Origin of the sequence: Streptomyces sp. NPDC059255 (assembly GCF_042752355.1) — a bacterium.
GTDB lineage: Bacteria > Actinomycetota > Actinomycetes > Streptomycetales > Streptomycetaceae > Streptomyces.
In genome coordinates this window covers 28,869-42,041 of record NZ_JBHYZP010000024.1, presented here as the reverse complement: position 1 = coordinate 42,041, position 13,173 = coordinate 28,869, and the positions used below count along the sequence as shown (strand labels likewise).

The following is a 13,173-nucleotide window of genomic DNA, read 5'->3' as shown; positions in this document are numbered from 1 at the left end:
TCCCGGGCCCGCGCACGGGGCTCAGATCGCCGGGCGCAGCCGCGCCGGGTCGGCGGGCGAGCTGCCCTCCCTGGTGCCGGCCTGGAGGACGCTGCCCTTGCGCCAGTCCTTCCAGTCCACGTTCCAGTCGCCGTAGCCGTTGCCGAAGTCCTCCATGTAGTCACCGGCGCTGTTGATGACCTGGACGATGTCGCCCTCCTTGACGGTCTCGAAGAACCAGGCGGCGTTGCCGGTGGACATGCCGGTGCAGCCGTGGCTGACGTTCGCCGCGCCCTGGGAGCCCACGGACCACGGGGCGGCGTGCACGTACTCACCGCTCCAGGTCACCCGGGTCGCCCAGTAGACGGGCAGGTCGTACCCCTCGCCGCCGCCGATGCCGACGGTGGAGCCGCGCATGCGGACGAAGTACTCCTTGCCGAGCACGACCTTGATGCCGTTGCGGGTGGAGAAGCCCGGCTTGCCGGTGGTGACCGGGATGGTGTTGATCTCCTCGCCGTTGCGGTAGATCGTCATGGAGTGCGCGGAGGCGTCGGTGATGGCCTCCAGCTTGTCGCCGATGGTGAGCTTCAGCGGCTTGGTGGCCTTTCCGTACAGCTTGTCCGAGATCTTCACCCCATCGAGGTTGCTGACGGCCGTGATCTTGCTGTTCGCGGGCCAGTACTCCTTGGGCCGGAAGTGCATCGTCTCGTCGTCCACCCAGTGCCAGGTGCCGCCGTCCGCGGCGGGCGTGGAGCGTACCTTCAGGGAGCGCTCCACGATGGCTCTGGCCGCCTTGGACTTGACGGGCTCGCTGAGGGTGGCGGTGATCGGCTGGCCGACGCCGTACGTGCCCGCGTCGGGGCCGAACTCGACCTCCAGGGTCTTCTTCGGCTTGGCGGTCTGGAAGGTGAGCGCCCGGGAGCCGGGCTTGCCCTCCTCGTTCTCCGTGGCGACCCGGACGGTGTAGCGGGCACCGGCGGCCAGCGGGGCCGTGGAGCGCCAGCGCATTCCGTCGGCGGTGAGTTCGCCCGCCAGGTAGTGGCCGCCCGCGTCGACCGCCGTGACGTCCGTGATCCTGCCGTCGCGGCTCTTGGAGACCACTTCGAGCGGCTTGTCGGGGTTCACCTTCTTGCCCCCCGCGGCGACGCTGAAGACGATCTGCCCGTCGGCGTCGTACGGCTTGTTGGAGAGCGGGTGGGTCTCGGGACCGCCGCACGCGGTCGCGCACGCCCCGAGGGACACGACCAGTACGGTGCAGCTCAGGACGGCGCGCAAGCGTGGCGTGTGGTTCATGAGCACACGGTAAGAAGATTCTCCGCCGGCAGCGCGACGAGTGATGCAAACGGGGGGCCCGGTCACTCCTGGTAGGAGTGACCGGGCCCCCGGGGTCCGCGGTAGGTACTGCTGGCTACCGGTTCTGGCTACTGGTTCTGGTTCTCACCGCGGTAGAACTCGAAGACCCAGCCCCACAGACCGACCAGGATCAGCGGCAGCGAGAAGTACAGCAGCCACCAGCCGATGGCGACGCCCAGGAAGGCGAGCGCGCCGCCGATGGCGAGCGAGAACGGCTGCCAGCTGTGCGGGGCGAAGAACCCCACCTCACCGGCCTCGTCCGCGACGTCGGCCTCCTTGTTGTCCTGCGCGAGCGCGTCCATCCGCCGGGCCGTGAAGGCCAGGTAGAAGCCGATCATCACGCTCAGGCCGAAGGCCAGGAACAGCGCCGTCGTACCGACCGGCTCCTTCGACCAGACGCCGTACACGATGGCCACGGCGAGGATGAAGACGCTCAGCCAGATGAACATCCTGCCTTGGATCTTCACTTGCCGGCCTCCTTGCCACCGGCGAGGGCACCGGCCGCGGCCCCGTGGCCGGCGTTCTCAAGCTGGTCGAGTGCGGCGATCTCGGGGTGGTGCAGATCGAACGCGGGGGATTCCGAACGGATCCGCGGCAGCGTGAGGAAATTGTGCCGCGGCGGCGGGCAGGAAGTCGCCCATTCGAGTGAACGGCCATAGCCCCACGGGTCGTCGACCTCGATCTTCTTGCCGTACTTGGCGGTCTTCCACACGTTGTAGAAGAACGGCAGGACCGACAGACCGAGCACGAACGAGCTGATCGTGGAAATGGTGTTCAGCGCGGTGAAACCGTCGGACGCGAGATAGTCCGCGTAACGGCGCGGCATACCTTCGGCACCCAGCCAGTGCTGGACGAGGAAGGTGCCGTGGAAGCCGATGAACAGCGTCCAGAAAGTGATCTTCCCGAGCCGCTCGTCCAGCATCTTCCCGGTGAACTTCGGCCACCAGAAGTGGAAGCCGGCGAACATAGCGAACACGACCGTCCCGAACACCACGTAGTGGAAGTGCGCCACCACGAAGTAGGAGTCCGACACGTGGAAGTCCATCGGGGGCGACGCCAGGATGACGCCGGTGAGTCCGCCGAAGAGGAACGTCACCAGGAACCCGATCGTCCACAGCATCGGCGTCTCGAAGGACAGTGAGCCCTTCCACATCGTGCCGATCCAGTTGAAGAACTTCACGCCGGTGGGCACCGCGATCAGGAACGTCATGAACGAGAAGAACGGCAGGAGCACCCCGCCCGTCACGTACATGTGGTGCGCCCACACCGTGACCGAGAGACCCGCGATCGAGATCGTCGCCGCCACCAGACCGATGTAACCGAACATCGGCTTCCGCGAGAAGACCGGAATGATTTCCGAGACGATCCCGAAGAACGGCAAGGCGATGATGTACACCTCGGGATGGCCGAAGAACCAGAAGAGGTGCTGCCACAGCAACGCCCCGCCGTTGGCCGCGTCGAAGACGTGCGCGCCGAACTTGCGGTCCGCCTCCAGGGCGAACAGCGCGGCCGCCAGCACCGGGAAGGCCAGCAGGACCAGCACACCGGTCAGCAGCACGTTCCAGGTGAAGATCGGCATCCGGAACATCGTCATTCCCGGCGCCCGCATGCAGATGATCGTGGTGATGAAGTTGACCGACCCGAGAATCGTCCCGAACCCGGAGAACGCCAGTCCCATGATCCACAGATCCGCGCCGATACCCGGCGAACGGACCGCGTCCGACAGCGGCGAGTACGCGAACCACCCGAAGTCCGCCGCGCCCTGCGGGGTGATGAAACCACTCACCGCGATCAGCGAACCGAAGAGGTACAGCCAGTAGGCGAACATGTTCAGCCGCGGGAACGCCACATCCGGCGCCCCGATCTGCAGCGGCATGATCCAGTTCGCGAAACCCGCGAACAACGGCGTCGCGAACATCAGCAGCATGATCGTGCCATGCATCGTGAACGCCTGGTTGAACTGCTCGTTCGACATGATCTGCGTACCCGGGCGGGCCAGCTCGGCGCGCATGAAGAGCGCCATCACCCCGCCGATGCAGAAGAACGCGAACGACGTGATCAGATACATCGTGCCGATCGTCTTGTGATCAGTGGTCGTCAACCACTTCACAACGACGTTGCCCGGCTGTTTGCGCCGTACCGGCAGCTCGTTCTCGTACGAGTCCTCTGCTGCTGCGGCGGCACCCTGGGGTTCGTTGAGGATGCTCACAGTTTGTTCGTCTCCGCATTCCTGGCCGGATCCGTCTGCGCGATGCCCGACGGGATGTAGCCGTTCTGGCCCTTCTTGGCCAGCTCTTCCAGGTGCTTCTGGTAGCGCTCCGGGGAGACCACCTTGACGTTGAAGAGCATCCGCGAGTGGTCGACACCGCAGAGCTCGGCGCACTTACCGAGGAAGGTGCCCTCCTGGTTCGGGGTGACCTCGAAGGAGTTGGTGTGCCCCGGGATGACGTCCTGCTTCATCAGGAACGGCACCACCCAGAAGGAGTGGATGACATCGCGCGAGGTCAGGATGAACCGGACCTTCTCGCCCTTGGGTAGCCACAGCGTCGGACCCGGGTTGTTGGTCTGCGGGTTCCGCGTGCCCGGGACGCCGTAGTCGTAGACGCCCTCCGCACCCTTGGGGAACGCATCCGTGAACCGCTTGGGGATGGCGTCGAGTTCCTTGGGGATCTCGTTGCCCGTGGCGGGGTTGCCGTCCACGTTCTCGATGTAGTTGAAGCCCCAGCTCCACTGGTAGCCGACCACGTTGATCGTGTGGGCCGGCTTCGCGGAAAGGCTGAGGAGCTTCGACTCGTCCCGTGCGGTGAAGTAGAAGAGCACCGACACGATGATGAGCGGGACCACGGTGTACAGCGCCTCGATGGGCATGTTGTACCGGGTCTGCGGAGGAACTTCCACCTTGCTGCGGCTGCGCCGGTGGAAGACGACGCTCCACAGGATCAGGCCCCATACCAGTACGCCCGTGATGAGCGCTGCCGCCCACGAGCCCTGCCAGAGGGAGAGGATCCGGGGAGCCTCCTCCGTCACTGGGGTGGGCATTCCAAGGCGGGGGAAGTCCTTGTATGTGCAACCCGTGGAGGTCGCGAGGATCAGGCCCGCAGTCAGCACCTGCGGCAGCTTCCGCCGCATCGGGCGCCGCGACGAGCGGTCGGAGCCGTTGGGACTCACGTAGCGCCTTCCCGAGAGTCTCGCCCGCGCGGCCGGCTGCCGCCGTCTCCTGGTCGGCCGCCGGCCCTGACGCGGGCGGGGGTGTGGATGTTTATGCGGACCAAACCCTACTGGACGCGTTTTCAGGGCGTGCGGGGAGGGTGCCCAACGCGCCGCCCGACTCCCCGAAGGAGTGGCCTGTGCAGTTCGGGGGCCTTACGCGGGCCCGTCGGGCCGGGTTCCGGGCGGGGCGGGTCCGGGTTCCTCGTGCCGGCGGGGGCGGGCTCCGCGCGGGGGCGGGTCCGCTTCTGACGCCCCCTCCGGCGGCGCGTTAGCGTGGCCGACGTGCCCTACTTCGACGCCGCTTCCTCCGCCCCGCTGCACCCGGTCGCCCGGCAGGCCCTGCAGGCTTCCCTGGACGAGGGGTGGGCGGACCCCGCCCGCCTCTACCGCGAGGGGCGACGGGCCGGACTGCTGCTGGACGCGGCCCGGGAGGCCGCCGCGGAGGCCGTCGGCTGCCGCCCCGACGAACTCGTCTTCACTCCTTCGGGGACCCACGCGGTCCACGCCGGGATGTCCGGCGCGCTGGCCGGCCGCCGCCGGGTCGGGCTCGGGGTGACCGTCTCCGCCGTCGAGCACTCCTCGGTGCTCCACGCGGCGACCGCCCACGAGGCGGCGACCGGCGGCACGGTGACCGAGGTGCCGGTGGACCGGTACGGGGCGGTGGTGCCGGAGACGTACGCCGGGGCGCTGTACGAGGACACGGCGCTGGCCTGCCTCCAGTCCGCCAACCACGAGGTGGGTACGGAGCAGCCGGTGGCCGAGGTCGCCGAGGTGTGCCGCAGCCGGGGCGTCCCGCTGCTGGTGGACGCGGCGCAGTCGCTGGGCTGGGGCCCGGTGGAGGGCGCCTGGTCGCTGCTGGCGGCGAGCGCGCACAAGTGGGGCGGTCCGGCCGGTGTCGGGCTGCTGGCCGTGCGCAAGGGGGTCAGGTTCGCCCCGCGCGGTCCGGCCGACGAGCGGGAGTCGGGGCGCGCCCCCGGCTTCCAGAACATCCCGGCGATCGTGGCGGCGGCGGCCTCACTGCGCGCGGTGCGCGCGGAGGCGGCGGCCGAGGCGGTCCGGCTGCGGGCGCTGGTGGAGCGGATCAGGGCGCGGGTGCCGGAGTTGGTGTCCGACGTGGAGGTGGTGGGACATCCGCAGCGGCGGCTCCCCCATCTGGTGACGTTCTCGTGTCTCTATGTTGACGGGGAGGCCCTCCTGCACGAACTGGACCGGGCCGACTTCTCGGTCTCCTCGGGGTCGTCCTGCACGAGCAGCACGCTGACGCCGTCCCATGTGCTGCGCGCGATGGGCGTGTTGTCGGAGGGGAACGTCCGGGTCTCGCTGCCGGCCGGGACGCCGGAGGCGGAGGTGGACCGGTTCCTGGAGGTGCTGCCGGGGGTGGTGTCCGGCGTACGGGAGAGGCTGGGGGCACCGGCCGGGGCGGATGAGGCCGGTGGGGCTGGTGGGGCCGGGGTCCTCGACGCCGCCGGTACGGGGCCCTCGCTGGTGGTCGACGCGCTCGGGCGGCGCTGTCCCGTCCCGGTGATCGAGCTGGCCAAGGTGTTCGGCGGGGTGCCCGTGGGCGGGACGGTGACGGTGCTCTCGGACGACGAGGCGGCGCGGCTGGACATCCCCGCGTGGTGCGAGATGCGCGGGCAGGAGTACGTGGGCGAACGCCCGGCGGACCACGGTGTCGCGTATGTGGTCCGCCGGGTGTCGTGAGCGCGGAACCCGGGTGCCGGTAGCCGACGGGACGGGCGCGGGACGGGCGGTCTCGGACCGGGTGGTGGGTCTCAGACGAGGTGGGCCTGGACCTCGGCCGCCGCGTCGTGGCCGTACGCCTTGGTGAAGCGCTCCATGAAGCGGGTCCTGGCCAGGGTGTACTCCTGGGTGCCGACCGTCTCGATGACCAGGGTCGCGAGCATGCAGCCGATCTGCGCCGCGCGCTCCAGGCTGACGCCCCAGGCGAGACCGGAGAGGAACCCGGCCCGGAACGCGTCGCCGACGCCGGTGGGGTCGGCCTTCGCCTCCTCCTCCGGGCAGCCGACCAGGATCGGCTCCTCGCCGACGCGGTCGATCCGGACGCCGTTCTTGCCGAGGGTGGTGACGCGGTGGCCGACGCGGGAGAGGATCTCGGCGTCGGTCAGGCCCGTCTTGGCCTCGATGAGCCCCTTCTCGTACTCGTTGGAGAAGAGGTACGTGGCGCCGTCGAGGAGGGTGCGGATCTCGTCGCCCTCCATGCGGGCGATCTGCTGCGAGAAGTCCGCGCCGAACGGGATGGAGCGCGTACGGCACTCCTCGGTGTGCCGGAGCATGCCCTCCGGGTCGTCGGCGCCGATCACGACGAGGTCGAGGCCGCCGACGCGGTCGGCGACCTTCTTCAGCTCGATCTGGCGGGCCTCGCTCATGGCGCCCGCGTAGAAGGAGCCGATCTGGTTGTGGTCGGCGTCCGTCGTGCAGACGAAGCGCGCGGTGTGCAGGACCTCGGAGATCCGTACGGAGGTGGTGTCGACGCCGTGCCGGTCGAGCCAGGCGCGGTACTCGTCGAAGTCCTGGCCGGCCGCGCCGACCAGGATGGGGCGGGTGCCGAGCTGACCCATGCCGAAAGCGATGTTCGCGCCGACACCGCCCCTGCGCACCTCTAGGTTGTCGACCAGGAAGGAGAGGGAGACCGTGTGGAGCTGGTCCGCGACGAACTGGTCCGCGAAACGGCCGGAGAAGGTCATCAGATGGTCGGTGGCGATGGAGCCGGTGACTGCGATTCGCACGGCGTGAACGCTCCTGATGAGGGAGAACGGTGGACGGTTCACGCTACCGGTTGCCGGCGCTCTTCCCTAAGCCGCTGCCCCGCCGCTGTTCCGTCGCCGTTGCCCGCGCCTGGGAGCGACGGAATGTCCGAAAGCGGCGATCGCCACCCGGACGGCGTAACTCCTGCCCCGTACGGCCCCACCGGGGAACCACGCGCCGCTCTCTTCCGTCCCACCGGTGCCAGGGGAACGAACACGCAGTCGAAGGAGCGCAGCGGTGACCAGCACGGAGCGGCCCGACGAGAGCACAGCCGACAGCGCTGACCGCCCGCGCGGCCGGCGTTCACCGTTCACCGTCGCCGCGGTGGCCGCGGCGGTCCTGATCGCCGGGGGCGGTGGCGCGTATTTCGCCACGAGCGCCTTCGGCAGCTCCGGCGGCGGAACGGGCGACAGCGCGGACGGCGCGGGCGGCACGGGTGACGGGAACCCGCCGCTCCTCGCGCTCGACGCCCCCGCGGCGGGAGCGGGAGCGGGCGCCGACTCCGGCGGTTCGGCGGGGTCCCCGCCGCCCGCCGTCGCGCCCGGTGAGCCGGATCCGAGCGGAGTCGTCTACCGCGCGGCGGGCAAGCTGCCCGCGGGGCCGGACACCGCACGCGTCTACCGTACGAGCGGGGCGGTCCCCGCGGCCGATGTGGCCCGGCTGGCGAAGGCGTTCGGGATGACGGGCGCGCCCCGGTCGGACGGGACGTCCTGGAAGGTCGGTACGGACAAGGACGGCTCGGGCCCGCTCCTGCGCGTCGCCAAGCAGGCGCCGGGGGCGTGGACGTTCGCGGAGTTCGGCGCCGTACCGGGCGGGGACAACTGCCTCAAGGGCACGAAGTGCCCGGGCGGAGGCGGCGGTTCCTTCGCGCCCGGCAGCGAGGAGGGAGCGGTCGGCGAGGCGGCGGCGAAGAGGGCGGCCGCACCGATGCTGAAGGCGCTGGGCCAGGACGACGCGGACATCGACGCGAGCGGGCTCATGGGCGCGGTCCGGGTGGTCACCGCGGACCCGGTGGTCGGCGGGCTGCCCACGTACGGCTGGTCGACGGCGATCCAGGTGAGCCCCGACGGCCGGGTGACCGGTGGGTACGGGCAGCTCACGACCCCGGAGCGGGGTGACGCGTATCCGGTGATCGGCGCGGAGGAGGCGCTGAAGGAGCTGAACCGGGCGGCGGACGGCGCCGGTCCGGGCTCCGGTGCCGGCCGGATCGGCGGCTGCGCGACACCGGTGCCGCTGGACGGCGGCACGGCGCGTACGGGGGCGGACGTGCCGCCCGCGCTGCCGTGCGCGCCGAAGAGCGGCGCGGCGGCGGACCCGGAGACCGCGGAGATCACCCGGGCGGTCTTCGGACTCGCGGCGCGCTCGGTGGACGGGCGCGGGGCGCTCGTGCCCTCCTGGCTGTTCGAGGTGGCGTCGGCGGACGGCGCCCTGCCGTACACGGTCACACACCCGGCGGTGGCGCCGAAGTTCCTGAAGAAGGCGGCGCCGGAGCCCGTACCTCCGCACAAGGAGCTGCCCGGCGACCCCGGGGCGGACGGCCCCGGCACGGTCCCGACGCAGCACGCCACGTCGTACGAGACGGCGGGGCGGACCCTGACGCTGCACTTCACGGGCGGTGTGTGCGACACGTACGGGGCGACGGCCGACGAGAGCGGCACGGCGGTGAAGGTGAAGGTGATCGTGACCGACCCCGATCCGGAGCGGGTCTGCGTCGCGATGGCCAAGGAGCAGTCGGTCGAGGTGACGCTGGACAAGCCGCTGGGCGACCGGCTGGTGGTGGACGCGAAGACGGGCGAGAAGATCGCGCGCCACTGACCGCGTCGGCGGCGCGGCACTGGCGCGGGTGACGCGCCACGGAGCGTCCGGTGGAGCGCGCCACTGACCGCGCCCGCTCGGCTGCGCCCCGCACAGCGCCCACAGCGCCCGAAAGGCGGCGGCGCTCCCTTCACGGGAGCGCCGCCGCCTTTCACGTACCGCTTGCCGGCGGTAACTCTCAGCCGGGTGACTCCTAGCTGAAGGAGTCACCGCAGGCGCAGGAGCCCGTCGCGTTCGGGTTGTCGATGGTGAAGCCCTGCTTCTCGATCGTGTCGACGAAGTCGATCGAGGCACCGCCCAGATACGGGGCGCTCATCCGGTCGGTGACGACCTTGACGCCGTCGAAGTCCTTGACGACATCGCCGTCGAGCGAGCGCTCGTCGAAGAACAGCTGGTAGCGGAGGCCGGAGCAGCCGCCGGGCTGAACGGCGACGCGCAGTGCGAGGTCGTCCCGGCCTTCCTGGTCCAGCAGTGCCTTGACCTTGCCCGCGGCGGCGTCGGACAGGAGGATGCCGTCGCTCACGGTGGTGGTCTCGTCCGATACGGACATCTGCTTCTCTCCCGGGTTGTACGGACTGCTTGCCGACAGTGCAACCTGCTCGGCCACGGATTCATTCCGGGCACCGGCGCGTGTCTTTCCCGCCTTCATGCTCGCACACCGGGCGCCGCGCCGGAATGCGTCACATCGACGCTATGGCCATCGTCAACGTGACGTGAAGCGGCTATGATAGATAGCGTCAATAAGACGAAAAGGGGATGCTCCCGAGCAGTATCCCCTGAGAAGAATCCGCTGAGAAGAGAGGGTGCGTGACGTGACCACGGCCCAGCCCGTTCAGGATCTCGCCGTCCAGGATCTCGGCGTCCAGCCGACGCCCCTCGCTCTGCTGCTGCTCGGCCGGGAGGCCGACCCGCGCAGCGAGCGCGGCGTGGAGTGCCCCGGCGATCTGCCCTCCCCGTCCGATCCGGACCTGGTGGCGCGCGCCCGTGCGGCGAAGGAGAAGCTCGGGGAGAAGGTGTTCATCCTCGGCCACCACTACCAGCGCGACGAGGTCATCCAGTTCGCCGATGTCACCGGCGACTCCTTCAAGCTCGCCAAGGACGCGGCGGCCCGGCCGGCCGCCGAGTACATCGTCTTCTGCGGTGTGCACTTCATGGCCGAGTCCGCCGACATCCTGACGGCCGACGACCAGAAGGTCGTCCTGCCGGACCTCGCGGCGGGCTGCTCCATGGCGGACATGGCGACGGCGGAACAGGTCGCGGAGTGCTGGGACGTGCTGACGGACGCCGGCATAGCCGAGCGGGTCGTGCCCGTCTCGTACATGAACTCCTCGGCCGACATCAAGGCGTTCACCGGCAGGCACGGCGGCACGATCTGCACCTCCTCGAACGCCGAGCGCGCCCTGAAGTGGGCCTTCGAGCAGGGCGAGCAGGTGCTCTTCCTTCCCGACCAGCACCTGGGGCGGAACACGGCCGTGCGTGATCTGGGGATGTCGCTCGACGACTGCGTCCTCTACAACCCGCACAAGCCGAACGGCGGGCTCACGCCGCAGGAACTGCGGGACGCGAAAATGATCCTGTGGCGCGGCCACTGCTCGGTGCACGGCCGGTTCTCGCTGGACTCCGTGCGTGACGTACGGGAGCGGATCCCGGGCGTGAACGTGCTGGTGCACCCCGAGTGCAAGCACGAGGTCGTGGCGGCGGCGGACTACGTCGGCTCGACGGAGTACATCATCCAGGCACTGGAGGCGGCCCCGGCGGGCTCGAAGTGGGCGATCGGTACGGAGCTGAACCTCGTACAGCGCCTGGCGAATCGTTTCGCCCCGGAGGGCAAGGAAATTGTCTTCCTCGACCGCACGGTCTGCTTCTGCTCCACCATGAACCGGATCGACCTGCCGCACCTGGTCTGGACGCTGGAGTCGCTGGCCGAGGGCAACGAGGTCAACCGCATCCAGGTCGACCAGGAGACGGCGGACTTCGCACAGCTCGCGCTGGAGCGGATGCTGGCGCTGCCGTAGGCATCCCTGCGTCCACCGACGCCCCACGCTCCGCTGCGGCGCCGCAGCGGAGCGTGGGGCGTCGGCGTCACCGTCCCTCGGCGGGACAAGTCACCGCCGTTGGCTCTAGAGTGACGGTCTCACCGGCCAGGTGTTCCGAGCCCGGGGTCATCCCGCCCGCTCCGCCGTGGCAGCCGGTCGTCTCCATCAATCCCCCTGTTCGTCCCGGATCACTTCTCCCCTTTTCCGTTCCGGACATCAGAGGTCGTCGCACCGTGCCCCGTCACCGGCTCACCGCCGCACTCGTCCTGCTCTGTTTCGTCGGTCCGCTCTCCACCGACATGTATCTGCCCGCCTTTCCACGGATGGCCGCCGAGCTGCGTACGGACGCCTCCGGTGTGCAGCTCACCCTCACCGCGTTCCTGGCCGGCATGACGCTCGGCCATCTCGTGCTCGGCCCGCTCTCCGACCGTCACGGGCGGCGCGTCCCCCTGCTCGCGGGGGCGGCGGTCTGCGCCGTGGCCACCGCGCTCTGCGCCCTCTCCCCCGGGCTCGGCACCCTGATCGCGCTGCGTCTGGCCGCCGGGTTCAGCGGGGCGGCGGGGGTCGTCGTCGGGCGCGCCGTGGTCGCGGACATAGCGTCGGGCGCGGCGGCGGCGCGGCTGCTGGGTGTGCTGATGACGCTGGCGGGCATCGCGCCGGTGGTCGCCCCGCTCGCGGGCGGTGCGGTGATCGGCGTGGCCGGCTGGCGCGGGGTGTTCTGGGCGCTGGCGGCGGTGGCGCTGCTGACGGTGGCCGCCGTGGCCGTCGCCGTACCGGAGACCCTGCCGCCGGAGCGGCGCCGGGCGGGCGGGCTCGGGGCGTTGCTCCGTACGGTGCGGACGGTGGCGGGCGACCGTGCGTACACCGGTTACGCGCTGGCTTTCTCCTTCGCCTTCGGGGCGCTGTTCTGCTACGTCGCGGGGTCGCCGTTCCTGCTCCAGAACGTGCTGGGGCTGGGCGTCGGCGCCTCGTCGGTGGTCTTCTCCGGCGGCGCGGTGGTCCTGGCACTCTCCGGCGCGGCGGCGGCGCGGCTGGTGGGCCGGGTCTCGGTGAAACGGCTGCTCGGTCTCGGGCTGTACGCCCTGTGGGGGGCGGCGGTGGCGCTGCTCGCGGCGGCCGGGGCGGGGGTGCTGACGTTCGGCGTGTACGTACCGCTCGTGACGGTGTTCTGCGCCGGTCTCGGGCTGGTGCTCGCCAACGCCGCGTCGCTGGCGGTCGCGCGCGTCCCGGACGCGGCGGGCACGGGGTCGGCCCTGCTGGGCACGGTGCAGAGCGCGGTGGGCGCGGCGGTGGCTCCGCTGGCGGGGCTGGGCGGGGCGGGATCGGCGGTACCGGTGTTCGCGGGGATGGCGCTGTGCGGCGGGGTGGCGGTCCTGGCGGCGCGGACCGCCGGGCGGGCGTCCTAGGCGGCGTCGTCGCCGTCGGACGAAGCCGTGGACATTCCACTCGCGCGGGCGATGCCCTCGACCGTCTGTTCATCGCTGCGGCGCCGCTTCTGCTGGGCTTCGAGCTTCTCCCGCATGGCCCGCAGCTTCGCCGGATCGGCGGCCACCTCAGGGGGGACCAGCGACATGGCGCCCTTGGTGTGCTCGCCGTCGCCGAGATGGGCGACGACATGGTCCGCGCGGTCCTCGTGGCCCGGTTGCATCGCGCCGATCAGACCCATGAGGGTCAGGAACTCCTGCTGGAGCTCCTGGGTGAACAACTCCCGCTCCGGGCCGTCCATCTTCAGCCGTACCGTGCCGCCTCCGGCCTCGGCCCACAGCCGGATGACCTCCATGAGCAGCTCGAACTGCTCACCGGGCATCCGGGCCCTGAGTGACTCCACGTACAGGGCGTAGCGGGCGCGGGCGACGTCGGCCGGGCTCGCCTCGCCCGGGTTCTCGTACGCGTCGTCGGGCATGGCCCCTCCTGGGTGAGGCTCCGTCAGCTCCGCCGGAACTGCCCGGACCGGGTGCGGTGTTGTCGGCGTTGGCGGCGTTGGCGGCGTTATCGGTATTTCTTCGACCGTACC

11 protein-coding genes are annotated in these 13,173 nt (G+C 70.5%); 4 read left to right on the top strand and 7 right to left on the bottom strand.

Annotated elements, in window-relative coordinates:
* Positions 1 to 21: 21 nt before the first annotated feature.
* From ACFXKG_RS25280 to coxB, 4 genes are all read right to left on the bottom strand, one after another.
* A complete protein-coding gene (locus tag ACFXKG_RS25280) occupies positions 22 to 1,272 on the bottom strand; it encodes an Ig-like domain-containing protein (protein ID WP_384843318.1) in 1,251 nt (416 codons plus the stop codon).
* Positions 1,273 to 1,400: 128 nt separating this feature from the next.
* Positions 1,401 to 1,799, bottom strand: coding sequence for a cytochrome c oxidase subunit 4 (locus ACFXKG_RS25275; RefSeq protein ID WP_365806698.1), 399 nt, complete (start codon positions 1,797 to 1,799; stop codon positions 1,401 to 1,403).
* Positions 1,796 to 3,541, bottom strand: a complete 1,746-nt coding sequence (gene ctaD / locus ACFXKG_RS25270; RefSeq protein ID WP_382888418.1) for a cytochrome c oxidase subunit I — start codon at positions 3,539 to 3,541, stop codon at positions 1,796 to 1,798. The genes ACFXKG_RS25275 and ctaD overlap by 4 nt, the downstream gene beginning before the upstream one ends.
* Entirely contained in the window at positions 3,538 to 4,500 is a 963-nt protein-coding gene (coxB, locus tag ACFXKG_RS25265) for a cytochrome c oxidase subunit II (RefSeq protein ID WP_384843314.1), read from the bottom strand. Before coxB ends, ctaD begins: the two co-directional genes overlap by 4 nt.
* A gap of 324 nt (positions 4,501 to 4,824) precedes the next feature.
* On the opposite strand from coxB, the gene ACFXKG_RS25260 reads away from it, so the two are divergent.
* The gene (locus ACFXKG_RS25260; RefSeq protein WP_384843311.1) at positions 4,825 to 6,243 is read left to right on the top strand and encodes a cysteine desulfurase/sulfurtransferase TusA family protein; all 1,419 of its coding nucleotides are present in this window, start codon (positions 4,825 to 4,827) and stop codon (positions 6,241 to 6,243) included.
* A 71-nt stretch (positions 6,244 to 6,314) separates the two neighbouring features.
* On the opposite strand, the gene ACFXKG_RS25255 is transcribed toward ACFXKG_RS25260, so the two are convergent.
* Positions 6,315 to 7,289 (bottom strand): carbohydrate kinase family protein, encoded by a 975-nt coding sequence (locus tag ACFXKG_RS25255; protein WP_384843308.1) that lies wholly within the window; start codon positions 7,287 to 7,289, stop codon positions 6,315 to 6,317.
* Between the two features lie 256 nt (positions 7,290 to 7,545).
* Here ACFXKG_RS25255 and ACFXKG_RS25250 point away from each other — a divergent pair, with 256 nt between their 5' ends.
* A complete protein-coding gene (locus ACFXKG_RS25250) occupies positions 7,546 to 9,123 on the top strand; it encodes a hypothetical protein (protein ID WP_384843305.1) in 1,578 nt (525 codons plus the stop codon).
* Between the two features lie 193 nt (positions 9,124 to 9,316).
* Here ACFXKG_RS25250 and ACFXKG_RS25245 read toward each other — a convergent pair whose 3' ends face one another.
* Positions 9,317 to 9,673, bottom strand: coding sequence for an iron-sulfur cluster assembly accessory protein (locus ACFXKG_RS25245; RefSeq protein ID WP_329826308.1), 357 nt, complete (start codon positions 9,671 to 9,673; stop codon positions 9,317 to 9,319).
* Between the two features lie 253 nt (positions 9,674 to 9,926).
* On the opposite strand from ACFXKG_RS25245, the gene nadA reads away from it, so the two are divergent.
* Both nadA and ACFXKG_RS25235 read left to right on the top strand, forming a co-directional pair.
* Complete coding sequence (nadA, locus tag ACFXKG_RS25240) at positions 9,927 to 11,138, top strand: quinolinate synthase NadA (protein WP_384843302.1); 1,212 nt, start codon at positions 9,927 to 9,929, stop codon at positions 11,136 to 11,138.
* Between the two features lie 254 nt (positions 11,139 to 11,392).
* On the top strand, positions 11,393 to 12,565 hold the full coding sequence (locus ACFXKG_RS25235; protein ID WP_384843299.1) for a Bcr/CflA family efflux MFS transporter: 1,173 nt from the start codon (positions 11,393 to 11,395) through the stop codon (positions 12,563 to 12,565).
* On the opposite strand, the gene ACFXKG_RS25230 is transcribed toward ACFXKG_RS25235, so the two are convergent.
* Positions 12,562 to 13,062 (bottom strand): hypothetical protein, encoded by a 501-nt coding sequence (locus ACFXKG_RS25230; protein ID WP_384843295.1) that lies wholly within the window; start codon positions 13,060 to 13,062, stop codon positions 12,562 to 12,564. The two genes, ACFXKG_RS25235 and ACFXKG_RS25230, sit on opposite strands and share 4 nt — an antisense overlap.
* Between the last annotated feature and the right edge of the window lie 111 nt (positions 13,063 to 13,173).

Bases quoted from the DNA above. Each gene is read 5' to 3' on its own strand.
- ACFXKG_RS25280 (WP_384843318.1), bottom strand. From the start codon at position 1,272: ATGAACCACACGCCACGCTTGCGCGCCGTCCTGAGCTGCACCGTACTG.
- ACFXKG_RS25245 (WP_329826308.1), bottom strand. From the start codon at position 9,673: ATGTCCGTATCGGACGAGACCACCACCGTGAGCGACGGCATCCTCCTG.
- ACFXKG_RS25230 (WP_384843295.1), bottom strand. From the start codon at position 13,062: ATGCCCGACGACGCGTACGAGAACCCGGGCGAGGCGAGCCCGGCCGAC.